Raw genomic sequence first — 24,900 nt, 5'->3', positions numbered from 1 at the left:
AGGTGACGTATGTAATTAATTGCTTTTTATTATCATGAATTTTTCAGAAACCGGATTGGCAATTCGTAATGCCCGCATCGTCACTGCGGATGCTGTTTACAGCGGATCGATGGCAGTCAGCGCGGGCCTGATCAGTGATGTCGGTAGCAATGGTCTGCATGGTGAAGACTGGCAGGGCGATTTCCTGTTGCCGGGGCTGGTCGAGCTGCATACCGATAATCTGGAAAAACACCTGATGCCGCGTCCAAAAGTCGCCTGGCCAGTCATGCCAGCGATTTTGGCGCATGATGCCCAGATTGCCGCCGCCGGTATTACCACCGTGCTGGATGCCATATCCGTCGGTGATATTGACCCCGACAGCATACGCATGCAAAGTCTGCTGCCCTGTGTAGAAGGCTTGCGGGTAGCAGCAAAGGGTGGTTTTTTGCGTGCCGAACATCTTCTGCACATGCGCCTGGAACTGGCGGAACCCAATTTGCTGTCCATGTTCACTCCTTTCATACGGGATGAGCGGCTAAAGCTGGTGTCGCTGATGGACCATACGCCAGGTCAGCGGCAATGGACAGACCTGAGCCATTACCGTGTCTATGTGACCGGCAAGCGTGGCTGGAGTGAACAGAAAGTGGATCAGATGCTGGGCCTGTTGCGCGAACGCCAGGAACGCCATGTGGCAGAAAACCGCCAGCAGGTGGTGCAGTTGTGCCAGCAGCAGACCCACCCCATACCGCTGGCATCGCATGACGACACCACGGCGGAACATGTGCACGAAGGGGTGGCAGAGGGTATCAGTATTTCCGAATTTCCGACCAGTCTGCTGGCGGCGCAAACGGCGCGGCAGCAGGGTCTGTCTATCGTCATGGGTGCGCCTAACCGCGTGCGTGGCGGCTCGCATTCAGGCAATGTATCTGCATCTGAACTGGCCAGGCATGATTTGCTGGATATCCTCTCGTCTGACTATGTGCCAGCCAGCCTGTTGCAGGCAGCATTCATGTTGCAGCAGGATGGATACAGCCTGCCCAGGGCCGTTGCCACCATCAGCCGTGCGCCGGCACAGGCGCTGGATTTGCATGACAGGGGCGCGATCACTCCAGGCTTGCGGGCTGATTTTATCCGGGTGCGCATGTTGCAGGATATTCCTGTCGTCATGGGTGTCTGGCGGGCTGGTCAGCAGATTGCCTGAAGCTAAGGTGCAGCGTCCATCAGTGCCTGAATGGCGGTCAATGCCTCCAGTGCTCCCATTGCCAGACCTACATCCTGGGCGAAGGCAACTTGTGGCTCACGCAGATTGATGCGCAACAGGCGGCCACCGTGTTGCAAAAGCACGCGATGGCTGAAGTTGCGCACCGAAGGGATGGTCGTGCCAGCGCCCAGTTCTATCACCAGCGGGCGGGATACCTGGTCCAGCCACCGTTGCTGCTGCGCGAGTTGCTGCTGCTGGCGCTGGTCATTCCAGTCCCAGTCATCAAACATCAGAATATTCGGCCTGGCCATGCCGCCACAATGGGGGCAGGTCGGTGCCTTATTCATCAACTGGCACTGGACGGTATCCACCTCTGGCTGGAAATCATCTGCTGGCCATATGCTGTCACGACAGGGTAACAGGCACTGCAGATAATGGATGGAGCCGTGGCATTCATAGACCTTGTCTGCCTCTACGCCCGCCGACTGGAAATGTCCGTCGACATTGCTGGTGAATACAGATAGCCCATGAGGCATCCTTTGAGCCCACTGCTGCATAATCTGGAAGCCGCTATGAGGCCGGGTTTGCCGGTACAGTGCCAGCCTGTGGCCATAAAACCCCCAGGCCTGGCCAGGGCGGCGCCGGAAAGCAGACGGACTGGCAATTTCATGAAAAGGAATGGCTTGCTGCCCAAGCGCCGGATAAGCTTTCCAGAAACCCTCGGTACCACGGAAATCCGGCAGGCCGGAATCAACGCCCATGCCAGCCCCGGCAGCAATCACCAGCGCATCTGCCTGCGCGATAAGGTCAACGGCCTGATGAAGGAGGTGAACAGGGTGCATGGGCTACTTGTACGATGACTCTTGCAACTGCTTTGCCATATCCATTCCGGTTGAGCTAGCACAGTTAAATTGTAAGCAAGAGTGAAATTTATCCAATTGACAGTATATCCTGAGGCAAACTACCTTTTACGTACTCATTTTGTAACCATGCGTGAAATGTGTATGTGCGCTGTCATACATTCCGGACGGCCGTGATCTTGTCCGGTTCTATGTATCAAATGAGTTCTGCAAAAATATAACACTCTGGAGACATCATGCTACGTACACCTTCCCTTCTGGCAGGATTACTGCTTGTGCTTTCGCTGTCTGTGCAGGCCCAGGAGCCGCCAATACGTATAGGTATCATTGGCCCGTTCACCGGTAAATCGTCCACCGACATGGGGGAAAGCATACGTGGTGGTGCGCAGGTGTTTCTGGCCGATATCAACCAGATAGGCGGCGTCATGGGGCGGCGCATAGAACTGGTGGAACGTGATGACCAGGCCAAGCCAGATATCGGTGTGGCACTGGCCAAGGAGTTGATAGAAAAAGAAAAGGTCGTGGCCGTCGTCGGTTTTGCCAATACCGGGGTGGCGCTGCCTTCGGCCAAGATATTCCAGGAAGCAAAAATCCCGCTGATTATCAGTGCCGCGACAGGTGCGGCAGTGACCAAGCAATACATGCCACCTGCCATACCCAACAGCTTCATCTTCCGCCTGGCGGCCAGTGACAATCTGCAACCGGCGGTGATACTGAATGACGTCATCGACAAACGCAAGCTGACCCAGGTCGCGGTATTGCATGACGAAACGCCTTACGGCCAGTTTGGCAAGGACAGTCTGCTGGCGGAAATGCAGCGTCGCAAAATGACACCGGTAGCCATAGAAAGCTTCAAGATCGGCGATCAGGACATGACGGCGCAATTGACACGGGCCAAACAGGCCGGTGCGCAGATCGTTATTCTGTATTGCCTCAGTACAGAAGCCGCGATGGTGGCCAACAGTGTCAGCAAGGCTAAGCTGAATCTGCCGCTGGTCGGTTCCTGGACGCTGTCACAGCGCAGCTTTGTGGAGCTGGCCGGCAATAATGCCGAAGGGGCGCGCATGCCGGTCACCTTCATCGAAAATGAAGCCAGCAACCGCAGCAGCAGTTTTGTGGCCAGCTATCTGCGCCTCAATAATGTCAAATCCATCCCTTCAGCCGTGGCTGCGGCACAAACCTATGATGCCCTGAGAATATTGACCCTGGCGCTGATGCAGGCGAATGCTACCGACGGAGAAAAAATAAAGGCCGCTCTGGAAGACATGAAATATGATGCCACGTCGACCGTGATTTCACGCTACAAGAAACCGTTCTCCAAAAATGACCATGAAGCGATTGCCCAGAACATGGTTTTCATCGGCGAAATTCGTAAAGGCCATGTCGGCTATGCGTATCGCGAAGATGCCAGCAGCAGCTTGATTGTACGCACCAAATAAATCCTGAATAAATTCTAAATAAATCTTTTTTAAGACCTGATTGCAGATACTGATTTGCCCATGCAGATCAGTGCTGCAAGCTCTTTTTTGCACTTTGCTGCGTCTGTAGTTACCTCAATATTGCCTTAGCGTACGATAAGAAAAACTTAACTAAATTTAACTTCGTCCTGACGGGCATTCGGCTATGCTGTTAATTTTCAGGCATGCATGATCATGCACGTCCTGCCTGTTATTGATCGCTGTTTGGAAGTGTGAACATGCATGTCAGGACGAGGTACATCTTTAGAACAAGGAAGCTTGCTTATGAGTAAGGAAAAAATCCGTCAGGTATTGCAAGACCATGGCAAATTTGCCGCCAATATGGATACCCTGAACGACGATGCTGATCTGTACGAAGCCGGAATGACATCGCATGCGAGTGTGAATGTCATGCTGGCGCTGGAAGATGCATTTGATCTCGAATTTCCGGACCGCATGCTGAAGCGCAGCGTGTTTGAAAGCATCAATGCGATACACACCGCCGTACAAGAATTGACTGCCTGACATGGATACTTCATCCCCGCTGCGGCAGGCTGCCAGGCTGGTGGCAAAAGAATTTACAGCACCCTATGCCGATGCTGTGGACCAGGAAGCCCGTTTTCCCATTGAAGCCGTGACTGCCCTGAAACGTGAAAAATTGTTGAGTGCCTATGTACCAGCGGAACTCGGTGGCGGTGGCGCTGGCCTGACAGAGCTGGTAGATATTGTCGAAATTCTGGCGCGTGAGTGCGCGGCGACGGCAATGATCTTTGCCATGCATCAGATACAGGTCATCAGTATCGTGCGCCATGCCATGCATAGTGACTGGTACAGGAATTATCTGCGTGAACTGGTCGCGCATCAATATCTGATCGCGTCGGTGACTTCAGAAGTCGGCGTCGGTGGTGAAATGCGTCGTAGCAATTGCGCGGTAGAAGTGACTGGCGAACGCTTCAGGCTGATCAAGGATGCCACCACCATTTCTTATGGGGCGCAGGCCGATGATTTGCTGGTGACTGCCCGACGCAATCCTGAAGCGGCAAACAGTGACCAGTCATTGATACTGGTGCGTAAGGCCGATTACACGCTGGAACAAAAAGGCGGCTGGGATACCATGGGCATGCGTGGCACCTGTAGTCCACCTTTCCTGATGACATCCAGTGGCGATGCGGCGCAGATCATAGATGCACCCTTTGGTGATATGTCCGCACAGACCGTGGTGCCGGTATCGCATTTATTGTGGGGCGGTTGCTGGATGGGTTGTGCCGCAGCGGCGGTCAACAAGGCCAGGGCTTTTGTCCGTGGCCAGGCCCGCGCCAATCCCGGTACTGTGCCACCGACAGCTTTGCGCCTGGCAGAACTGGTCAGCATGATGCAGAGCCTGCGTACATCGGTACAGGCCTGCCTGACTGAATATGAACAATTGTCGGTTGCCGACGATGCGGCAGTAGGCACCCTGACGTCGATCGCGTATTCACTGAAGATGAATAATCTGAAGATAGATGCGACCCAGGCCTTGCCACAGATCGTCACCAAGGCATTGTCCATCTGCGGCATACTTGGCTATAAAAACGACAGCAAGTTCAGCATGAGCCGGCACTTGCGTGATGCGCATTCGGCTGCCATCATGGTTGGTAATGACCGCATTCTGGCGACCAATGCCAACCTGCTGCTGGTGCTGAAAGACGATTAGGAGAGGCGCACGATGTCTATCGATTTTTCTCCCGAAGGGCTGACAGAGGATCTGGTTGCTGCTGGCCATATCATTCCTGTTGGCGTGCAGGGTATTTTTGGCCGGGGCCCGGTGTTTGAAGATGTACTGCGCCGCTTCGATGATTATGTCAGTCGGGTAGCCGTCAATGATGGCGCGACCAGGATGTCTTTCCCACCCTGCCTGGATCGCAAGGTACTGGAACGCAGTGAATATCTGGATTCTTTTCCGCAACTGGCCGGTACCATATTCAGCTTTACCGGCACCGAAGCGCAGCACAAGGAATTGATAGAAAACGTGCATGAAGGCCGGCCCTGGACGCATTTGCAAACCATGACGGCGGTTTGCCTGACGCCGGCTGCCTGTTATCCGGTCTACCCCAGTTTTACCGGCACCATCCCTGCTGAAGGGCGTTTGGTGGATATGCAAAACTGGGTATTCAGGAATGAGCCTTCGCCAGAGCCGACCCGCATGCGGTCTTTCCGCGTGCGCGAGTTTGTGCGCGTAGGTACGCCAGAGATGGTGGTTGCCTGGCGTGATACCTGGTTGCAGCGCGGCCTGGATATTTTAAAGTCTTTGGGTTTGCCTGCGCATTCGGATGTGGCTTCCGACCCCTTTTTTGGCCGTGGTGGCCGCATGCTGGCCGCCAATCAGCGTGAACAGCAATTGAAGTTTGAAGTGCTGGTGCCGGTGATATCCGAAGCCAGGCCAACTGCAGTCTGCTCCTTCAATTATCACCAGGACCATTTCGGCAAACTGTTTGAAATTTATCAGCAAAACGGTGAGCTGGCGCACACCGCCTGCCTGGGTTTTGGCCTGGAACGCATCGTCATGGCCTTGTTCAAGACCCATGGCATGCAACCAGAGCATTGGCCGCAGGCTACCCGTGACGTATTGTGGTCATGATGTGCTCATGAGCCTGCACGCTTTATCACAATTTCTCGCTAGCGAATACCAGCCACATGCCTTGCATGGTGCAGATCGCGCCTGGGCCGAAACCAATTGTTATATCGACGTCTGGGTAGAAATCTTGCATGCGCAAGGCTTGAATCCGCTGGCCTGCCTGCCCATGGTGTTCGCCAATGATTTTGATGGCGACCAGTGGACCTTCTACAAACCACCGCACGAAGACCTGTACGCCCTGTACGGTATCGATGTGCAGGAACTGAATGTCTGGCGTGGCTTGCTCAGCAATGCCAGCACCCAGCTAGAGCGTGGTCGCCTGGTGCTGACAGAAACGGATTCTTTTTACCTGCCGGATACTGCCGGTACTGATTATCGAAGCAATCACGTCAAGACTACCATAGCTATACAAGAGATCGATCTGGAAAACCACAAACTCGGCTATTTCCACAACAGCAGTTATCATGAGTTACAGGGTGAAGACTTTGTCGAAACCTTCCGGGTGGACAAACCGCATGACCCGGCTTTCATGCCACTGTTTGCCGAATTTGTGAGACTAGATCATGTGCAGCACAGGACAGATGCAGAACTGGCGGCCATTTCTTTGCCGCTGTTGCGCAAATACCTGGCCAGACGCCCGCGCAATAATCCTGTCAACTGCTTCCAGCCTGTTTTTTTACGCGATGTAGAACAATTGAAGGAAGAAGGCATGGCAGCCTATCATGCTTATGCCTTTGCCTGCCTGCGCCAACTGGGGGCGGGCTTTAGCCTGGGTGCCCATTATTTGCGCTGGCTACAACAACATCAGTCCTTGCAGTTTGACGCGGCAGCGGCAGAATTTGAAGCGATATCCGATCTCACCAAAACCTTGTTGCTGAAAACCGCGCGCGCCGTCATGAGCAAGAAAGCCGTGGACCTGGCACCGCTGCTGGAACAACTGGCGCTGCACTGGCAACAAGGCATGGATGCCCTGGACCGTAGTCTGGTGAACGGATGATAGTGCGGATATGACCCAGCAGACACTTATACCCCTGACAGAAAACTGGCACGCCATACAGCTTGCCAGTGGCAGCCAGGTGTTGCCTTCGGCATTGAAGGTGGCTGACTTGGTCTGTTTGCCCGCGCAAGTGCCCGGCACCATCGCTGGCGCGCTGCGTGCGGCGGGACAGTTTGCGTATGACAAAGACAATTTCGATGAAGTCGATGTCTGGTATTTCTGTGATCTGGATTTGCCCGATAACGCTGCCTGTCTGCATTTTGCAGGCCTGGCGACCCATGCTGAAGTGTACTGGAATGACAGCCTGGTCTTGCGCAGCGAGAATATGTTCATCGCTCACCGTCTTGATCTGGCCGTGCACAGGATCAGTGGTAAAGGCCGTTTGAGTATGCGCTTTCTGGCCTTGAATGCCCAACTGGCGCAGCGTCGCCCGCGTCCGCGCTGGAAAACCAGGCTAGTCGAACAGCAGCAATTGCGCTGGTTGCGCACCAGTCTGCTGGGGCGCATGCCGGGTTGGTCACCACCCGTTGCACCGGTCGGACCCTATCGCCCGGTTGTCCTGGAATTACAAAGCCCGGTACAGATTATCGACCAACAGCTGACCAGCAGGCTGGATGGTGAAGATGGTATGCTGGAAATCGAATTGACGGCGCACAGCCTGCAAGCGATTTCGTCCTGCTTCATCAAGATAGGTGAACAGACAGCAGCCTTGAAGTGGCAAAGTCTGGGTGAAAACTGTTATCGCATTCTTGGCCTGTGTCGCCTGCCGAAAGTCAAAAAATGGTGGCCGCATACCCATGGTGAGGCGACCTTGTATGCGCTGGAATTGCAGATTCAAACTGCTGATCACAGCCAGGTACTGAAACTTGGGCGTACCGGTTTCAGGCAGATCAGGGTCGATCAGCGTGATGGCGATTTCCATCTGCATGTGAACGATGTCTCCGTTTTTTGCCGTGGTGCCTGCTGGACACCGGTGGACGTGATCTCGCTGCAAAACCAAGCCAGTGACCTGCGCCAAATGTTGGGCCTGGCGCGTGACGCCGGCATGAATATGCTGCGCGTGGTCGGCACCATGGTGTATGAGACAGCGGCGTTTTACCAGTTCTGTGATGAACTGGGTATCCTGGTCTGGCAAGACTGCATGTTTGCGAATATGGATTATCCGGTGAACGATGCGGAATTTGCTGCCAGTATCACTCTGGAAGTACAACAGTTCCTGCAACGCACCCAGGCGTCGCCGTGTATTGCCGTCGTCTGCGGCAATAGCGAGGTGGAACAACAGGCTGCCATGCTGGGGCAGCCAGCAGAATGGTGGCGCAATGATTTCTTTGCGCAGACTTTGCCGGCGCTATGCCTGCAAATGCGGCCTGATGTGCAGTATTGGCCATCCAGCCCCAGCGGTGGTGTCATGCCTTTCCAGCTGGATAGCGGTGTTGCCCATTATTTTGGTGTCGGTGCCTATTTACGTCCGCTGGAAGATGCCCGTCGTAGCGACGTACGCTTCACTTCGGAATGCCTGGGTTTTTCCAATATGCCTGATGATGATTTGCTGGACAGCATGCTGGAAAATGGCGAGACAGTGGGGCCGCATCCTGTCTGGAAGCGGGGCATACCACGCGACAATGGCAGCAGCTGGGATTTTGAAGACGTGCGCGATCATTATATGGCTGGCTTGTATCAGGTCGATCCTGCAGGCCTGCGCCATGCAGATCAGCAGCGTTACCTGGCATTGGCGCGCACAGCCAGCGGCGAAGTCATGGCCCGCACCATGGCCGAATGGCGGCGTGCCGGTTCAAGCTGTCATGGCGCGCTGATCTGGCTTTGGCGCGACCTGCGGCCAGGTGCAGGCTGGGGCGTGTTAGATGCACTTGGCAAGCCCAAGGCTGCTTATTATTATTTGAAGCGCGCCATGGCACCGCTGACTGTATTCATGATTGATGAAGGCTTGAACGGTCTGGCCTTACATGTAGTGAATGACACTGCGCAGGCATTGGAAGCTGAACTGGAACTTGGCCTGTACCGTCATGGGACAAATCGCATTGCGCACGGCCGCATCAGCGTGCGGGTCGCTGCCCATACCGCGATCAGCGTGCGGGATTATGTACTGTTGCCGCACTTCATGGATACCACCTATGCCTATCGCTTTGGTCCGGCTGGACATGATGTGGCGGTGGTGCAGCTTTACCGTGCCGGTAGTGCACAGGTGCTTGCCAGTGATTTTCATTTTCCTGGCGGGCAGCAGTTTACCCAGGCGGCCGACCTGGGTTTGCAAGCGCATTGCGTCATGTCAGAAGAGGGCAATCTGGTGCTGCATCTGAGTACACAGAAAATGGCGCAGGCGGTGGCAATACAAATTCCTGGCTGGCTGCCTGACGACAATTATTTTCATCTGGCCCCAGCGAGTGAAAAGCAGGTCATCCTGCGCGCCACGGGTGGCACGCAAATCCAGACCGGGCAAGTGCAGGCATTGAATGCACAGGGCACTATCCGGGTGCAGATTCCTCATTAGCGGGCGGCAGATTTGGCAACACAACTGTATCCTAGCAAAGATATCCTGTATTCACCACAAGCAAGCTGGTTTGGTGATGAGGCCGGCCCCATGTTGGGCTGGTATCACCCGGCAAAATTGCGTGACGCCGGTGGCAGCCGTCAGTGCGGTGTGGTTTTATGTCCGCCTTTTGGTCATGAATACATGGTCTCTTACCTCGCTTACAAGCACCTGGCCAACCAGCTTGCCAGGGCCGGGTTTGATGTCTTCTTTTTTGATTACAGCAATACCGGTGATGCGGCCGATGTCGATGTGCTCACCGACAGAATCGGCCTGTGGCAAGAAAATATTCGTCAGGCTGCAGCGCAATTGCGGAAAATGGCGGGTGTGCAGCACATCACCCTGTTTGGCCTGCGCCTGGGCGGCTTGCTGGCTGCCAGTGTGGCGCACGAGATTGATGCCAGGGCCATGCTGTTGATGGCACCGGTGATTTCTGGTCGTGCGTATGCGCGTGAAATGCTGGTCTTGCGTAACATGAGCAGCATAAGTGGCATAAGTGACCTGCAGGCAGATGTCGATCTGGATCAGGCACGTGACCCGGCGCATACAGTCACCGACGATGAACTGACCGGCTATGAATTCAGCGCCGCCACCCGCAGCAGCCTGGGCAAGCTGGATCTGCTGAAGATGCCGGCACCGGCCATGCCCGTGTTTATCCAGGCCCGTGACGACGTCAGTGGCCAGGAAGCAAAACTGGTGAATGCCTGGCATCACCACGACAACGCCCTGCATGTATCCGATTTGCCCGGCTATGCCGCCATGATGACTGAAGACGCACACGATACCGTGGTGCCGATGGCAGTTTGGGCTGCCATGCAAGACTGGCTGAGCCAGTACTTCCCGCTTGCCAGCATTGACAGCCGACCCTATGCGGTGACCCGCGATGTTGCCAGCATCGCTTTTAACAGCCAGGTCGTCGAAGAAGAATTGCTGGAATTTGAGGGCATGTTTGGCATCGTCAGCCATCAGGCCGGGGCCGACCCCAAGGCTTTGCCTGCCGTGGTCTTGTGCAATATCGGTGCCAATCATCATGTTGGCAATCATCGTTTATATGTGACGCTGGCACGTACCCTGGCCAGCCACGGTTTTCATGTGCTGCGCTTTGACAAGTCCGGTATAGGCTATAGCAAGGCGACGCCGGATGACAGGGAAAACGATGTCCATGCAGCCGCAGGTGTGGATGATGTCAGCAGTGCCATGTATTTCATGCAGGGCAAATACCATAGTCCTTCATTTGTGCTGGCCGGTCTCTGTTCGGGGGCCTACCTGTCGTATATGGCCGGACTGGATGATGAGCGGGTCAGCGGCCTGGTCTTGATGAATCAGCTTACCTACCGTTGGCAGGAAGGCGATACCATCGATGCCCGCCGTAAAAACACCATCAAGTCCAGCCACTATTATCTGCAAGCGCTGGCTAAAGCCGATACCTGGAAACGGGTGTGCAAAGGGCAGGTGGATTTTACTCAGATCGCTGGCAATATGTTGCGCCGCATAGGCAAGCGCTTGCGCACCCAATGGCAATTGCTGCTCACTAGCCTGACGCATAATAATTTATTGCTGGGACGGGTCGCACGCAATTTCCGTAACATGGAAGCACGCGGTACAGAACTCTTGTTGATCTATGACGCCAGTGACACTGCGGTGGATGTCATGACAGAACAGCTAGGCCGGCACGCCAGCCTGCTGGGCCGTAGTGAGCGTATACGACTGGAAATTTTCAATGGGGCAGATCATACCTTTACCCCGCGCTGGGCCCAGAGCGCACTGGCAGAGTTAATCAGCAAGCATCTGTACAAGCGGTTTAACGCTGCCTCTGCAAACGCGGCAAAATAAAGCGCCATACCACCACCAGTTCAAAAATCTCGACCACGATCAGGGCCAGGATGGCACCGGGCGCGCCCATTCTGGGAATGCTGAATGCAGTGATCAGCAATACCAGGAATAGGGTGACACTGCCGAGGAAAAACATTTCCTTGTAAGCGCCACCGCTGGATAGCCATGAAGTCCCGACCCAGCGGGCGGCATTGATAGCGAAATAACCGCCCCACAGCATGACCATCGGGTCAAGCCCGCTATATTTGGCGCTGATGACATGTCCCTCCAGCCATGGCAGTGCGGTCAACAGCAAGGCGACATAGGCGACTACCACCAGTTCTATGCCGGCGATGGAAAACAGGGTCAGCCTGCGCAAGCCGCGCCAGTTACTCTCTGCCATCAGGCGGCTGGCTTCCGGTCGTGCCACCCGTGACCAGGCCGCGACTGCCAGTGGAATAGGCATCAGCATCAGCCGCGATGCATTCAGGTCTGCAATCGCGGCGACACCCAGCCAGGCCCCCGACAAATACACATAACTGTAATTCGATAACCAGCCGACGATCCCGCCCGATACCGCCCAGCGTCCATGGCCACGTATGGTTTCATGGTGGGCAGCCATGGCCTGCTGGATTTCTTCTTTGGCGTGTGCCTCGGCATCGCTGGATGTATGCGCCAGGAAATGCTGACGACTGGCCAGTGTGCACAGAAACGATGAACCCGCCAGCAACGCAAATACCGTGATCAGATCAAAATGATGGCTGAAATACAGGGCAGCAAGGCCACCGGCCACCAGGCTCACATACAACACATCCTGCCGCAGTACAGAGATGATGTCTGACTGGATAAAGCCGACCGTGCGTCCATATTCACGTATGCCGTTACCGAACAGATAGGCGGCAAAAGCAAGGCCCAGTATCCAGCTCTTGTCGCTGTAGTGTGTCGCCACCGGAAAAAATTCCACGATGACAAAGGCAATCACCCCCATCATCAGCGTCCAGCTGACCTGCCGGTACCAGTAGTGACGCAACAGGGATTTGCGGGTGTCGCCGTGCACGGAAGAAGCCACCGTGGTCAGTGGCCCGGCGATCCAGGAATCGACGATCAAGCCTACCAGCAAACCACCAGCGTACAATTGGCCGTACAGGCCGTAGTCATCTTTCGTCACCAGATTCATGAGCAAAATGCCAATGACAAAATTCAGGGCACTGAGCATGCCCTGATCGATGACCGATAAAATGGAAGAAGAAAGAAATTTTTTATAAAAGCTCATGGGCTTGCACGAGAGGCACGTTGGCTTATTATGCCGGGGGAACTCATAAAATGAGTTTTGGAATCCACGATAAGCCTACTATATTTTTCAATAGAACCTTACCATCAAGGTCTGTTGTTATACAAAGTGTTTCATTCTTTTACAATGGCTTTACCTTATTTTTCGATGAACTATGAACAAAATAACCACCAATGACCGTGCCCTCGTTCTGTTTAGCGGTGGACAGGATTCTGCTACCTGTCTGGCCTGGGCCTTATCGCATTATGCGCATGTGGAAACCATAGGCTTTGATTATGGCCAGCGGCATGCGATAGAACTGACAGTGCGTCCCACCTTGATAGAAAAAATGCGGGCATTCTCACCCGAATGGCAGCAGCGCCTGGGTGACGACCACATGATAGACCTGGGCCTGATTGCGCAACTGTCACATACCGCCATGACAGAAGACATCGCCATAGAAATGCAGGACAACGGTTTGCCAAACACGTTTGTGCCGGGCCGTAACCTGATGTTCATGCTGACTGCGGCCACTCTGGCATACCGGCGTGGCCTGAACGTGCTGGTCGGTGGCATGTGTGAGACTGACTTTTCGGGCTACCCGGATTGCCGCGACGATACCATGAAGGCGCTGCAGGTCGCGCTGAACCTGGGCATGAATACCCGCCTGAAACTGGAAACTCCGCTGATGTGGATCAACAAGGCCCAGACCTGGCAACTGGCAGAACAACTGGGTGGCAGCGCCCTGGTCGATCTGATACGCGAAGATACGCATACTTGCTACCTGGGCCAGCGTGGTGACATGCATCCCTGGGGCCATGGTTGTGGCACCTGCCCGGCCTGTACTTTGCGCGCGCGCGGTTATGAAAAGTACCGTGCCGGTGAGTTTGCCATGAGCGAAAATTGATTTGTAAGCATGAAGTTAGTTAGTGGGTCTACAATGAAGACTTGAACCACTGAATGATCTCCCATGCTGATAGCTATCCTGACAGACCTGCACGCCAATCGCGAAGCCGTAGAGGCTTGCCTGGCGCATGCCCAACAGCAAAAGGCAACGCGCTATGCTTTCCTGGGGGATCTGGTCGGTTATGGTGCTGACCCAGGCTGGGTGCTGGATACCGTCATGGACCATGTACGTCAGGGTGCGTGGGCGCTGATTGGTAATCATGATGCAGGTTTGTTGCCAGGCGACAAGCAGGGTATGAATCCGACAGCGCGCAAGGTGGTGGACTGGACCAAGGAGCAATTACGTCCCGATCAACTGGAATTCATCGCCCAGTTGCCGTATTGCATCGAATGGGAAGACATCCTGTTCGTGCATGCAAATGCCTGGGCGCCGGAAAAATGGGAATACATCGATGGCGTCATGGAGGCCACCCGCAGCATGCATGCGACCAAGGCCAGCATTACCTTTTGCGGACATGTCCACATGCCCACGCTGTTTCACCTGAGCCTGACCGGCAAGACCGGTGAATTCCTGCCGACGCCGGAAGAAGGTATACCTTTGAGCAAGCAGCGCCGCTGGCTGGTGATACCTGGCTCTGCCGGACAACCACGCGATGGCAACCCGGCCGCCTGTTATGCAACTTTTGATACCGATAGCCAGGAGCTGACGTATTACCGCATCCCCTATGATACCGAAACCGCCTGCCAGAAAATTATCAGTGCCGGTTTGCCACCCACGCTGGGCCACAGGCTGATCAACGGTAACTAGGATGGACAGCGCCACCATGCAAATCATCCGCAGACCAGAGCAGGCACGATGAGCCAGGGCAGTCCGCACGCCCTGCAAGCCAGCATGGAATTCGATGGTTATCGCCTCGAAGAAAAGCTGCACACCGGTGGCATGGCAGCGTTATGGCGTGTCAGCGATCTGCGTGAACGGCATCCGGCAACGCAGGATACGGGTCAGCCGTTTCCGCTGATCATGAAGGTGCCCTTGCTGTATTCCAGTGAAGATCCGACTGCGATTGTTGCTTTTGAAGTCGAGCAGATGATCATGCCCAAGCTCAAGGGCCAGCATGTACCACGCTATTTTGCTGCGGGTGATTTTGATGCCCAGCCGTATATCGTTATGGAGCAGATTGCTGGCACTTCTTTGCGCAGCCGTTTCGAGCAGGCACCTTTGCCGGTCGACGAAGTGGTGGAGGTCGGTATCAAGGTTGCGCATGCCTTGCAGGACCTGCATAAACAGCATGTGATTCATCTCGATATCAAACCCAGCAACATCATGTTCCGACCGGATGGTACGGCCGTGCTGATCGACTTTGGCCTGTCGCGACATGACCGCCTGCCGGATTTGCTGGATGAAGAATTCCGCCTGCCCATGGGTACCGGGCCGTATATTTCACCCGAGCAAGTCATGGGCATACGCAATGAACCGCGCAGTGACCTGTTTTCGCTGGGGGTATTGCTATATCACCTGGCAACCGGAGAAAGGCCTTTTGGTCATCCAACCTCGGTCTCTGGTTTGAAAAAACGCTTGTATCGTGACCCTGTTCCTCCACGCAGCCACCGGCCTGAGCTGCCTCTGTGGCTACAGGAAGTGATCTTGCGCTGCCTGGAAGTAGAACCGCAGGCACGCTTTGATACCGCAGCCCAACTGGCTTTTCTATTGCAGCATCCGGACCAGATACAATTGACGGGCAGGGCAGAAAAACAAAACCAGGATGGTTATCTGTCGGTGCTGAAACGACGTTTTCAGGTGGCCGGTGCCGAGCCTTTGCCCACCCACAGCGTGTCGGAACAATTGGCCAAGGCCCCGATTATTGTGGTGGCGCTGGACTTGAATCGCGGTTCGGAAGCATTGGCAGAAAGCCTGCGCAATATCACGCGGCGCATGTTGCAGACCGAACCGGGTGCACGCCTGGCGTGTCTGACGATACGCAAGATCAGCCGGATAGGCATGGACGACAGCCTGATACAGCAGGGTGAAAACATCCATGTGAAACAGTTGGTGGACCTGAAGCACTGGGCACGTCCGCTGAACATGAACGCCGACAAAATCACCTTCCATGTATTGGAAGCGCCGGACCCGGCCACTGCCATTGTGGATTATGCGCACAGCAACCGGGTTGACCATGTCATCATCGGTTCACGTGGTAGTTCTGCCTTGCGCCGCTACCTGGGTAGCGTATCGGCACAGGTGGTGGCGGAAGCTGAATGCACGGTTACCGTCGTCAAGGCGCAAGATAAATAAGCATACAATCAATGCTTAGTTTTTCTTAACGCTTTCCAGAACCTGATCGACAAAATCACCATCGGCATCGCTGAACTTTAAACGTACCGGATACCATTCCATGCCGGGTGCCAGCCATAATTCCAGTTGCTGGTCTTTGGAGTCTGGCGGCGGAGCCTTGCTGACATGGATCACCGCCAGTTCACCCATGGGCGTCTTGATGGTGGCTGGGCCGATGACCTTGAAGGTCCAGGGGTCGGCATCACGTCGGCCTGCAACAAACATTTTCCATTCTGTGCCCGCCTTGAAATTGTCGCCGGCCGCGCGGGCGATGGAAATCAGTTGCCAACTGGCGCTGGTGCGGTCCTGTTCGCCACCTTTCAGATTATAGGTTTCACCCGACGCCGTAAAACGCAGGGTCTTGCTATCGCGCTCAAAGCTGGTCGTGGTGGCGGGTTTGCCAAAGCGTTTCTCGACAAATTTATCCGGTGCCAGGCCATAGTCGTCAATCGCGCCTTGGCTGCTGGCATCCAGTATTTTGCCGACCAGCATGGCGCGGGTTTCAGTCTGGATACTGTATTTCTGATCGGCATACTGCCATTTGACCGATGCCGAGCCACTGAGTGACAAGCCACTCTGGCGCGCCTTGATACTGTATTGCAGTTCTGCCGGCGGCGGCAGTTTATAGGCATGTTTTATCGCCGCTTCATTGCCTGGATTACTTTGGGCCGCACTGCTGAGACTGGCGCTTGCCAGCAACAGAGTGGCCATCATGATGGGGATTGCACGCATAGTCATCTTTCTGTGTTGTTACAGCTGCTTATTTACAGTTGATTATTTACCGCTGCTTATTTACCACTAATTATCTTGTCGGCAGTCTGGGTGGTGATGGCACCATTGCTTTCTGTATTGCGTATCTGTACCGGATACCAGTAGTAATCCGGTGCCAGCCAGATTTCCAGCCTGGAATTGTATGAGCCTGGCCGGGGCGGCCGGTTCACATGCCAGGTCATGATTTTTCCCATGGGGGTATCGATTTCTTCCTGACCAGTGATGACGAAGACGAAGTTGCTGACATCCCTGTCTTCTGCAACCTGCAGCCTGATTTCACGTCCGGCCTGGAATTTTTCAGGCTCAGCGTAAGCGATACCCGCCAATTGCATCATGACACTGGCCTTGTCTTGTACGCCATGGTTGACGCTACTGGTTTTATTCGATGAAGAAAAACTGACGGTGCGCTCATCCTGATTGAAATGCGTCGCCGTTTCACTACGGCTGCGTCGGGCTTCGGTGCTGAGTGCAGGCGCGATGCCATAGCTGTCCTGCTTGCCTTCACTGCGCAGGGTATACAGATTCAATGAGGTAATCAGCAGATTCAGTGACGCTTCGACGCGCATCTTGTATTGCCCGTTTTCGAAATCCCAGTGTATTTCGCCCTGGCCATTGACGGGATGGCGATTGTTTTCTGTACGCACGATGCGCATCATGATGGCACCCGATGGCGGCGGCCGTACCGCATAGGCTGGCTCACCTTCGGCGACTGGCTTTGCTGGTACTGGCTGTGTCTCCCTGGCGACCTCTATAGGCGGGGTGTTGTCTGTCAGTAGCGCTGTTGTATCCGGCACGGGCAGGCTGGTTTTTTCCATTACCTCAGACACGGGGAGGGGCGGTTTGTCTTGCGCTTGCACGAATGGTGTGGTGTGCGTGCGGGTGGCAGATGAGACCGGTCTGAGCCTGGCCATTGTGGGGGTGGGGTTTGTATGGGCTGCTTCCGGTGCTGGTGCCACACTTTCACGCAAATGTACCCGCACTATTTGTTCAGTATGCAGAGGGTTGCCGACCACGGGCGTGTTGTTTAAATTGAACAGCACAAGCAGGTGCAATAGCAGGGCCAGGGCACAAAATGCCAGGCCCTGACGGTTGAGCAGGCTATAGTCTGCAGGTTTGAAAGTTGGGCTCATCACAAAATGGTAAACGCAGCAGTCACCATAAGGATGACCGGGCCACGCCAGCAAGAGGGTAGAATGCTATCTTTATTGCAAGAAACAGTTAATAGTGTTGTGCAGGATGCGCCGCATTTTCTCATGCTTAGCCCCACAAGCGTGTTCTGGAGGAAAATTTGAATGTCCGTACTAAAGAAATCATATTTCAGGGTTGCCATGTTTGCCGCTCTGCTCGGCCTGCTGTTAAGCACCAGCCTGGCAGCAGCGCAATCACCGCAGGCCAATACTAACACCAGCACCAGCGCCAAAATTTTACCGCCAGTGCGCATAGGCATGATCGATGGCCTTAGTGGTGCATTTGGCAATGCTGGTGAAGCGGTACAAAGAAACCTGCAGATTGCCATCGATCGCGTAAATGCCCGTGGTGGCGTGCGCCTGCCCGATGGTCAGCACCAACTGACACTGAGCAGTTTCGACAATAAACAGGGCGTGGAAGAATCCCTGACTGCACTCAAACACCTGACTGATCAGCATATTCCCTTTGTCGTGCAGGGAAATAGTTCTGCCGTTGCGCTGGCGCTGGTGGATGCCATCAACAAGCATAACCAGCGCACGCCGGATAACCGCGTGTTGTTTTTTAACTATTCAGCGGTTGACCCGGTACTGACCAATGAAAAATGTAGCTACTGGCATTTCCGTTTTGATGCCAATGCCGATATGCGCATGCATGTCTTGACCGAGGTCATCAAGGATGACAGCAGGGCCAAAAAAATCTATCTGATCGGCCAGGATTACAGTTTTGGCCGCCAGGTTGCCAGGTCGGCACGCAGCATGCTGGCTCAAAAACGCCCGGATATCAGTATCGTTGGTGACGACTTGCACCCCATAGGCAAGATCAAGGATTTTGCCCCCTATGTCGCCAAGATCAAAGCCAGCGGTGCCGATGCGGTGATCACCGGTAACTGGGGTAATGATCTGAGCTTGTTGGTGAAAGCCGCCAAAGATGCTGGCATGGTGCTGAAGTTTTATACTTTTTACGGCAATGGCCTGGGTGCGCCCGCCGCCATTGCCGACGCTGGCATAGGCCGGGTCCGTGCGGTTGCTGAATGGCATCCGAATGCCGGTGGCAGTGACAGCGATGCGTTTTACAGCCAGTTCCGCCAGCGTTATCCTGATCCCCGCGATGATTATGTGCACCTGCGCATGCAAGTCATGATAGAGATGCTGGCCAGTGCCATAGAAAAAGCCAAATCCACTGAAGCGGTTGCCGTGGCGCGTGCCATGGAAGGGGCGCAGTACAAGAACGCCTTTCATAACGCCCTTATGCGTGCCGAAGACCACCAACTGATACAGCCTTTGTATGTGTCCGTCATGCAAAAAAAGGGAGAAAGTGGTGTGCGCTTCGATAATGAAGGTAGTGGTTATGGCTTCAAGACTGAACGTTATTTCGATGCGCGATTGACGGCCTTGTCGACCTCATGCAAGATGACTAAGATGTAAGAACGTGTTTACGATCTTACTGCGCGGGCGCAATCGGAGTCCACGCGGGGCTCATGCGCTGCTCAAAATGCTCATGTACTTAAGTACATTCCGCTTTTTGCGCTGCTCTTCTCCCCGCTGACGCTCGCTCGCTACAGATCGTAAACACGTTCTAAGAGCCCCTATTCATATCTGCTGGAAAAACCTAAGGAAGAAACTCATGAGTAATCCATTTTCTGGTACAGAAATCCCCGGCATGAATGCCATGGGTGATACGCTTTCTTTTGTCAAAAAACTCTGGGGCAGCATGCAGGTGCCGGGCATGGTGGCACCACCGATGTCGCTCGATGAGCTGGATAAGAAAATCCAGGACTTGAAGACCGTGGAATCCTGGCTCACCGTCAACATGAATATGCTGCGTGGGACCATACAGGCGCTGGAGGTGCAGCGCGCCACCATCGCTGCCCTGCAGTCGCTGGGCGAAAGTTTTGCCCAGCACGCACAGCAGGCTGGTGCCATGGCTGAGCAGGCTGCGGCAAATTTTGGTGCCGCCGGCAATGCCCATACTGACAGCAGCAGCGCTACCACAACCCATACGAAAGCCAGCGCCAGCCACGCAGACTGGCCGATGCACCCAGCCACTGCCAAAGTGCCGGAACCAGACCCGGATGAAGAAGTGGATGAAGAATTGGAAGACATGCCGCCAGACACTGTAGCAGACGCCAGCCAGGAAGCAGAACCCGAAGAAAAGCCGGAAGAAGCACCCGCCGACAAGTCTGCTACCCAGTCTGACGCCAGCGCACAGTTCGCCAATCCTGCTGCATGGTGGGGCTTGTTGCAGGAACAGTTCAAGCAAGCGGTTAGCAAGGCCCTGGAAGGCGAACCAACAGATATCAAGGCAGATGCGGCTCCCCCGGCGGCAAGTGCAACTGCAAGCAAACCCCGCTCAGCAGGCAAGACGACTAAAGCAAAAACGGTGGCGACACCAGCCAGGGCAAGCAAGGCAACTCCCGCCAGCAAGGCAAAAAGCACGGGCAAGACCGTGATCAAAGCCGTTGCCAAGTCCGGTAAGCCTGCTGCAAAGCCTGGCGCTGCAAGTAAATCGACAGGCAAGACTGCAAGCAAAACAGGTCCGGCAAAGTCCGGCAAGTAGTCATTAAGCCGACATGGTGGATTACTATGTTGACCTGATGTGCGACAAACTGTCGTGCGGACAAAGATGATATACAAATAAGATGCGATGAGATGCGATGGGGTAACCCGGGGGAAGGCATGCGTGGATTATTGGTTGAGTTGGTCTGGTTGGCAGGTGTAGTGATTTTTTAACCCGCTATTGACTGCCCTGTCCGCCTTGCCATCCCGCGTTATGAGGCAAACGCATCTCACCCCTATTTATGAAATGAGTTCTAGTACAAATATGGGTGGCGCATTGTCATGAAAGGACACCTGCTGGTGTCCAATTCAAATTTTTATGAGGCTTGCAAGGGCGCTTCAATAGAACGCGCTTGTTTGCGGGCATTTGACCTTGCTGGCGGGCTTGACTTCAGTCAGTTGCAGCTTGCTATCCAGCATCCAGCCACTGACACGCTTGCGGCTGAGAATATTCCCTTTCCCATAGCTGTCGATACTGATTACAAAGGCCATGGCAGATTTGCCATAACTGCATTCGGTTTCAAATTTCACGCCTTCTTTGGCTGTGACAGCTGGCAAAGGAAGTGTGTACTGTTTCAAAGGCGGTTTTGCCATCTCTGCAGCAGTAGCCTTTTCATAGTCGTTAATGGTATCGACAATCACTGCGGCATTTGAATAATGATCAAGTCCTGGTCCTGTCGGGGTGTCACTGGACCGTTGTGCCAATACCTGCACAAAGTGGCCAGTGATGAATTCGGCCGTAACGTTACCCCATTTTTCTTTCCATTCCTTGCGCGACAGTGACATCGTGCTGGTGGCCGCGGTGGCCGTTGTAGCCACTCCAGCGGGCTCCGCAGCAGGGGCGGGCATAGTGCTTGCGGCAGGAGCTGGCGCAGCTGCTTTGGGTGCTGGTGCTGCAACTAATGCTGGTTTGACAGGAGCGGCAGCAACTTCCTCACCCTGGAACGCATATTTACCATCAAAGGGAACATCGCCCCAGGAACCTGCACATGCCTCTACATGCAATTGCATGCCACCGGCAGCGCGTTTCAAGGTCATTGTGCAACGTCCCTCGCTAAAGTTCCACCCGCCAGGTGCATCTGATAATTTACCTTCCCCGGACCCGCTGCGCAAATTGCCCGGCTTGCCTTTCTCAGAAACTTCCAATGTGAATTTGCCGTCAGGTTTTACCGTCAGCAAACGCTCAAAACCCTTATCGCTGGCATCGTAAATACCGGCCTTGGGATAAGGACTATAGTCCGCCGCCAGCACGGGAGCTGCCAGACAAGACAGTGCCAGACTTGCTGACAACAAACGGAGAGCGCCAGAGGTAGTAGATTTTTTCATGTAAGCCAATGAGTTGAATATCGTGGATGAACAAAGCTGCAGGCCAACACGCCCAGAGCATAAAGCCAGAGCACAATTGCTGCATCAAGCCAGATGATGGTGCATGAGGTCAAAAACCACGTCAATCAATTAATTGTGTGTTTTATATTAATACGCAACAAAGTGTAAGTGGGCTTGTGCGGGCTGTTTGACTTTGATAGTTGCGGTCTTTGTCCTGACTCGCTTTGTCCCGGAGACAGGCATGCATGATTTGCGGGGGAGAGGGTATTGAACACAGAAAGAACTAGTTCTTTCGGACATAAGCCCTCTCCTTATGCATCTTGAATAATCACCGTCAGAGGAATTTCTAAATAAGCCAGCAGTCCTTAAGCTGATAGCACCTATAAAAGCAAAAGGAGCTGTCATGGCTAGTCAGGGCAAAGCCTATTCGGTGCTGGGTTCCAGCACGCTGGCGTTCACTGTATGTTTTACCATCTGGATGATGTTTGGTGTGATCGGTATTCCGATCAAGGCCGCATTACATCTCAACGAAACGGAATTTGGCCTGCTGACGGCTATGCCTGTGCTGACGGGTTCGCTGATACGCGTGCCACTTGGTATCTGGACTGACCGCTTTGGTGGTCGTATCGTCCTGTTCTTGCTGATGTTGTTTACGGTCGTGCCGATTTACCTGATCAGCTATGCAACGGCTTACTGGCATTTCCTGGTATTGGGCTTGTTTGTTGGCCTGGCCGGTGGTTCTTTTTCTGTTGGTACCCCATACGTCGCACGCTGGTTCAAGAAAGAGCGGCAAGGCCTGGCCATGGGTATATTTGGCGCTGGTAACTCGGGCGCGGCGGTAAATAAATTCATTGCGCCGGCATTGATCGCAGCCGCAGGCTGGACCCTGGTGCCCAAGGTGTATGCCGTCATGATGCTGGCTGCTGCCTTGATATTCTGGGTGTTCTCCGCAACGGACCCCAGCCATAACGTCAAATCAAATATCAGCTTTCTGGCCCAGCTGAAAATGCTGAAAGACCCCAAAGTCTGGCGTTATTGCCAGTACTACTCCGTCGTATTTGGCGGCTATGTCGGGCTGAGTTTGTGGATGGTCAAGTACTACGTGACCGAATATGGCTTTGACATCAAGAGCGCGGCCTTGCTGGCTGCCTGTTTCTCTTTACCTGGTGGTGTTCTGCGTGCCTTTGGCGGCTGGTTGTCCGACAAATTTGGCGCCTATAAAGTGACATGGTGGGTCATGTGGGCGTGCTGGGTTGCCTTCTTTGTGCTGTCTTATCCACAAACTGATTTCACGATCAAAACCATCAACGGCATGCAGACATTTCATATAGGTCTTACACCGTTGATGTTCACTGCCATCCTGTTTGTCGTTGGTATTGCGATGGCGGTGGGTAAGGCATCTGTCTTCAAATTTATATCGGATGATTACAGCAGCAATATTGGTGCCGTATCCGGCGTGGTTGGATTGGCTGGTGGTCTGGGCGGTTTTATCTTGCCGGTCTTGTTCGGTGCCATTGTCGACATAACCGGTGTGCGCAGTTCCTGTTTCATGCTGTTGTACGGCACGGTCTGTGTGTCTCTGGTATGGATGCATTTCCAATTTCGCAGGGAGGGCATGTTGGCCGCTCAGGCGGCTATGCCAGCCTGATATCGGTAAGCAATGTGATTACGTTTTTTAAAAAACCAGGAGCATATGATGAGCCATGTATTAAACCGTTGGGAGCCAGAGAATCTTGAGTTCTGGCGCAAGGAAGGCAGTTCGATTGCGAATAGAAATTTATGGATTTCCATTCCCAGTCTGATGCTGGCATTTACAGTATGGATGCTATGGAGCGTGGTTGCGGCTAATCTGGACAAGGCTGGGTTTCATTTCGGTAAGGACCAACTATTCTTTCTGACGGCCTTGCCTGCTTTGTCAGGCGCGACTTTGCGAATTTTCTATTCTTTCCTGGTGCCGGTATTTGGCGGCCGTAAATGGACCGCAATTTCCACTGCAAGTTTGTTGATTCCTGCTATCGGTATGGGCTTTGCCTTGCAAGATCCGACGACCAGTTATTCGACCTTGCTGATCCTGGCCCTGCTGTGCGGTTTGGGTGGTGGAAATTTCAGTTCCAGCATGGCGAATATCAGTTTCTTTTTTCCGAAATCACGCAAAGGTTATGCAACCGGCATGAACGCCGGTATCGGCAATCTTGGTGTCTCTGTGGTGCAGTTCGTTACCCCACTGGTGATTTCTTCTGCCATGTTTGGCGTTAGTGTGTCTGGTGATGGTTTCTTGTTTCATAACGCCAAAACCGGTGCAGACACTATGTTCTGGCTGGCGAATGCCGGATTTATCTGGGTACCGTTTATTGTGGTGGCAACGCTGATGGCCTGGTTTGGCATGAATGATATCGCTTCGGCAAAAGCTTCTTTTGCTGATCAGGCGGTGATATTCAAGCGCAAGCACAATTGGCTGATGTGCTGGTTGTATATCGGTACCTTTGGTTCTTTCATTGGTTTTTCTGCCGGTTTTGCGATGTTGATCAAGGCGCAGTTCCCAGAAATTGATGTCGTGAAATTTGCCTTCCTTGGTCCTTTGGCTGGCGCACTGGCCAGGCCAATTGGCGGCATGATTTCTGATAAGGTCGGTGGTGCCAGATTGACATTCTGGGTATTCGTCGCCATGGCCATCACGATAGTCGCAGGTATTTTGCCAGCCTTGCATGAGCATCAGTTCATGCCATTTCTGGTGTCCTTTATCGTCATGTTCATTTTGACCGGCTTGGGAAACGGTTCAACCTTTTGCATGATACCGGTCATTTTCCAGCTGGACCGTGAACGTGCAGCGAAAGGCAAGGGCGAGCCAGCCTTGAAACAGGCCCGGCTGGATGCCGCCAAAGAATCTGCCGCTGTGCTGGGTTTTTCTGGTGCCATCGGTGCTTACGGCGGTTTCTTTATTCCACAGAGTTTCGGAACCTCCATCAAAATGACGGGCGCGCCTGATATGGCGTTGTATGTGTTCATCGCCTTTTACATCAGTTGCATGGCCATCACCTGGTGGTATTACTCACGCAAAGGTGCAGAGATGCCTTGCTAGATTTC

At 53.9% G+C, this 24,900-nt stretch carries 20 protein-coding genes; 15 read left to right on the top strand and 5 right to left on the bottom strand.

Annotated elements, in window-relative coordinates:
- Positions 1–34: 34 nt before the first annotated feature.
- Positions 35–1,180, top strand: a complete 1,146-nt coding sequence (locus tag ACO0K9_RS08060) for an alpha-D-ribose 1-methylphosphonate 5-triphosphate diphosphatase (RefSeq protein ID WP_422983598.1) — start codon at positions 35–37, stop codon at positions 1,178–1,180.
- Between the two features lie 2 nt (positions 1,181–1,182).
- Here ACO0K9_RS08060 and ACO0K9_RS08055 read toward each other — a convergent pair whose 3' ends face one another.
- Positions 1,183–2,022 carry an SIR2 family NAD-dependent protein deacylase gene (locus ACO0K9_RS08055; RefSeq protein ID WP_422983596.1) on the bottom strand — a complete coding sequence of 280 codons (840 nt, stop codon included), beginning with the start codon at positions 2,020–2,022 and terminating at the stop codon, positions 1,183–1,185.
- 254 nt (positions 2,023–2,276) lie between these two features.
- On the opposite strand from ACO0K9_RS08055, the gene ACO0K9_RS08050 reads away from it, so the two are divergent.
- The 7 genes from ACO0K9_RS08050 (at position 2,277) to ACO0K9_RS08020 (ending at position 11,489) form a co-directional block, all read left to right on the top strand.
- Positions 2,277–3,479, top strand: coding sequence for an ABC transporter substrate-binding protein (locus tag ACO0K9_RS08050; protein ID WP_422983594.1), 1,203 nt, complete (start codon positions 2,277–2,279; stop codon positions 3,477–3,479).
- A gap of 303 nt (positions 3,480–3,782) precedes the next feature.
- Positions 3,783–4,022 (top strand): acyl carrier protein, encoded by a 240-nt coding sequence (locus ACO0K9_RS08045; protein ID WP_422983592.1) that lies wholly within the window; start codon positions 3,783–3,785, stop codon positions 4,020–4,022.
- A gap of 1 nt (position 4,023) precedes the next feature.
- Entirely contained in the window at positions 4,024–5,190 is a 1,167-nt protein-coding gene (locus ACO0K9_RS08040; protein ID WP_422983590.1) for an acyl-CoA dehydrogenase family protein, read from the top strand.
- Positions 5,191–5,202: 12 nt separating this feature from the next.
- Positions 5,203–6,114: an amino acid--[acyl-carrier-protein] ligase gene (locus tag ACO0K9_RS08035; protein WP_422983588.1), complete on the top strand. Its 912-nt coding sequence runs from the start codon at positions 5,203–5,205 to the stop codon at positions 6,112–6,114.
- 7 nt (positions 6,115–6,121) lie between these two features.
- A complete protein-coding gene (locus ACO0K9_RS08030) occupies positions 6,122–7,108 on the top strand; it encodes a DUF1839 family protein (RefSeq protein WP_422983586.1) in 987 nt (328 codons plus the stop codon).
- A 10-nt stretch (positions 7,109–7,118) separates the two neighbouring features.
- Positions 7,119–9,617 carry a glycosyl hydrolase 2 galactose-binding domain-containing protein gene (locus ACO0K9_RS08025; protein ID WP_422983584.1) on the top strand — a complete coding sequence of 833 codons (2,499 nt, stop codon included), beginning with the start codon at positions 7,119–7,121 and terminating at the stop codon, positions 9,615–9,617.
- A 12-nt stretch (positions 9,618–9,629) separates the two neighbouring features.
- Entirely contained in the window at positions 9,630–11,489 is a 1,860-nt protein-coding gene (locus tag ACO0K9_RS08020; RefSeq protein ID WP_422983582.1) for an alpha/beta fold hydrolase, read from the top strand.
- Here the strand turns inward: ACO0K9_RS08020 and ACO0K9_RS08015 are convergent.
- Complete coding sequence (locus tag ACO0K9_RS08015; RefSeq protein WP_422983580.1) at positions 11,458–12,741, bottom strand: lipopolysaccharide biosynthesis protein; 1,284 nt, start codon at positions 12,739–12,741, stop codon at positions 11,458–11,460. The genes ACO0K9_RS08020 and ACO0K9_RS08015 overlap by 32 nt on opposite strands.
- Positions 12,742–12,913: 172 nt before the next feature.
- Here ACO0K9_RS08015 and queC point away from each other — a divergent pair, with 172 nt between their 5' ends.
- The 3 genes from queC (at position 12,914) to ACO0K9_RS08000 (ending at position 15,937) form a co-directional block, all read left to right on the top strand.
- A complete protein-coding gene (queC, locus tag ACO0K9_RS08010) occupies positions 12,914–13,645 on the top strand; it encodes a 7-cyano-7-deazaguanine synthase QueC (protein WP_422983578.1) in 732 nt (243 codons plus the stop codon).
- Positions 13,646–13,708: 63 nt separating this feature from the next.
- Positions 13,709–14,452, top strand: coding sequence for a metallophosphoesterase family protein (locus ACO0K9_RS08005; RefSeq protein ID WP_422983576.1), 744 nt, complete (start codon positions 13,709–13,711; stop codon positions 14,450–14,452).
- A 48-nt stretch (positions 14,453–14,500) separates the two neighbouring features.
- Positions 14,501–15,937, top strand: coding sequence for a protein kinase domain-containing protein (locus ACO0K9_RS08000; RefSeq protein ID WP_422983574.1), 1,437 nt, complete (start codon positions 14,501–14,503; stop codon positions 15,935–15,937).
- Positions 15,938–15,952: 15 nt separating this feature from the next.
- Here ACO0K9_RS08000 and ACO0K9_RS07995 read toward each other — a convergent pair whose 3' ends face one another.
- Together ACO0K9_RS07995 and ACO0K9_RS07990 are read right to left on the bottom strand one after the other, a co-directional pair.
- Entirely contained in the window at positions 15,953–16,708 is a 756-nt protein-coding gene (locus ACO0K9_RS07995) for a DUF3108 domain-containing protein (protein ID WP_422983572.1), read from the bottom strand.
- A gap of 56 nt (positions 16,709–16,764) precedes the next feature.
- Positions 16,765–17,877 carry a DUF3108 domain-containing protein gene (locus ACO0K9_RS07990; RefSeq protein WP_422983570.1) on the bottom strand — a complete coding sequence of 371 codons (1,113 nt, stop codon included), beginning with the start codon at positions 17,875–17,877 and terminating at the stop codon, positions 16,765–16,767.
- 162 nt (positions 17,878–18,039) lie between these two features.
- Here ACO0K9_RS07990 and ACO0K9_RS07985 point away from each other — a divergent pair, with 162 nt between their 5' ends.
- A complete protein-coding gene (locus ACO0K9_RS07985; RefSeq protein ID WP_422983568.1) occupies positions 18,040–19,359 on the top strand; it encodes a branched-chain amino acid ABC transporter substrate-binding protein in 1,320 nt (439 codons plus the stop codon).
- 199 nt (positions 19,360–19,558) lie between these two features.
- Positions 19,559–20,491 carry a PhaM family polyhydroxyalkanoate granule multifunctional regulatory protein gene (locus ACO0K9_RS07980; RefSeq protein ID WP_422983566.1) on the top strand — a complete coding sequence of 311 codons (933 nt, stop codon included), beginning with the start codon at positions 19,559–19,561 and terminating at the stop codon, positions 20,489–20,491.
- Positions 20,492–20,829: 338 nt separating this feature from the next.
- On the opposite strand, the gene ACO0K9_RS07975 is transcribed toward ACO0K9_RS07980, so the two are convergent.
- A complete protein-coding gene (locus tag ACO0K9_RS07975; protein ID WP_422983564.1) occupies positions 20,830–21,816 on the bottom strand; it encodes a hypothetical protein in 987 nt (328 codons plus the stop codon).
- A 403-nt stretch (positions 21,817–22,219) separates the two neighbouring features.
- Between ACO0K9_RS07975 and ACO0K9_RS07970 the strand changes: the two genes are divergently transcribed.
- Together ACO0K9_RS07970 and ACO0K9_RS07965 are read left to right on the top strand one after the other, a co-directional pair.
- The gene (locus ACO0K9_RS07970) at positions 22,220–23,464 is read left to right on the top strand and encodes an MFS transporter (RefSeq protein ID WP_422983562.1); all 1,245 of its coding nucleotides are present in this window, start codon (positions 22,220–22,222) and stop codon (positions 23,462–23,464) included.
- Positions 23,465–23,509: 45 nt separating this feature from the next.
- Entirely contained in the window at positions 23,510–24,895 is a 1,386-nt protein-coding gene (locus tag ACO0K9_RS07965; RefSeq protein ID WP_422983560.1) for a NarK family nitrate/nitrite MFS transporter, read from the top strand.
- Positions 24,896–24,900 lie beyond the last annotated feature (5 nt).

The sequence above is a fragment of the Undibacterium sp. Ji50W genome (assembly GCF_049340445.1).
GTDB lineage: Bacteria > Pseudomonadota > Gammaproteobacteria > Burkholderiales > Burkholderiaceae_D > Undibacterium.
Note: the sequence above shows the minus strand (reverse complement) of the source record. Positions and strands in the feature narration are given on the sequence as shown.

Coding starts and splice junctions, on each gene's coding strand:
- ACO0K9_RS07970 (WP_422983562.1), top strand. CDS start 22,220: ATGGCTAGTCAGGGCAAAGCCTATTCGGTGCTGGGTTCCAGCACGCTG.
- ACO0K9_RS08040 (WP_422983590.1), top strand. CDS start 4,024: ATGGATACTTCATCCCCGCTGCGGCAGGCTGCCAGGCTGGTGGCAAAA.
- ACO0K9_RS07965 (WP_422983560.1), top strand. CDS start 23,510: ATGATGAGCCATGTATTAAACCGTTGGGAGCCAGAGAATCTTGAGTTC.
- ACO0K9_RS07980 (WP_422983566.1), top strand. CDS start 19,559: ATGAGTAATCCATTTTCTGGTACAGAAATCCCCGGCATGAATGCCATG.
- ACO0K9_RS07985 (WP_422983568.1), top strand. CDS start 18,040: ATGTCCGTACTAAAGAAATCATATTTCAGGGTTGCCATGTTTGCCGCT.
- ACO0K9_RS08045 (WP_422983592.1), top strand. CDS start 3,783: ATGAGTAAGGAAAAAATCCGTCAGGTATTGCAAGACCATGGCAAATTT.
- ACO0K9_RS07990 (WP_422983570.1), bottom strand. CDS start 17,877: ATGAGCCCAACTTTCAAACCTGCAGACTATAGCCTGCTCAACCGTCAG.
- ACO0K9_RS08015 (WP_422983580.1), bottom strand. CDS start 12,741: ATGAGCTTTTATAAAAAATTTCTTTCTTCTTCCATTTTATCGGTCATC.
- ACO0K9_RS07995 (WP_422983572.1), bottom strand. CDS start 16,708: ATGCGTGCAATCCCCATCATGATGGCCACTCTGTTGCTGGCAAGCGCC.
- ACO0K9_RS08050 (WP_422983594.1), top strand. CDS start 2,277: ATGCTACGTACACCTTCCCTTCTGGCAGGATTACTGCTTGTGCTTTCG.
- ACO0K9_RS07975 (WP_422983564.1), bottom strand. CDS start 21,816: ATGAAAAAATCTACTACCTCTGGCGCTCTCCGTTTGTTGTCAGCAAGT.
- ACO0K9_RS08035 (WP_422983588.1), top strand. CDS start 5,203: ATGTCTATCGATTTTTCTCCCGAAGGGCTGACAGAGGATCTGGTTGCT.
- ACO0K9_RS08025 (WP_422983584.1), top strand. CDS start 7,119: ATGACCCAGCAGACACTTATACCCCTGACAGAAAACTGGCACGCCATA.
- ACO0K9_RS08030 (WP_422983586.1), top strand. CDS start 6,122: ATGAGCCTGCACGCTTTATCACAATTTCTCGCTAGCGAATACCAGCCA.
- ACO0K9_RS08005 (WP_422983576.1), top strand. CDS start 13,709: ATGCTGATAGCTATCCTGACAGACCTGCACGCCAATCGCGAAGCCGTA.
- ACO0K9_RS08000 (WP_422983574.1), top strand. CDS start 14,501: ATGAGCCAGGGCAGTCCGCACGCCCTGCAAGCCAGCATGGAATTCGAT.
- ACO0K9_RS08055 (WP_422983596.1), bottom strand. CDS start 2,022: ATGCACCCTGTTCACCTCCTTCATCAGGCCGTTGACCTTATCGCGCAG.
- ACO0K9_RS08060 (WP_422983598.1), top strand. CDS start 35: ATGAATTTTTCAGAAACCGGATTGGCAATTCGTAATGCCCGCATCGTC.
- queC (WP_422983578.1), top strand. CDS start 12,914: ATGAACAAAATAACCACCAATGACCGTGCCCTCGTTCTGTTTAGCGGT.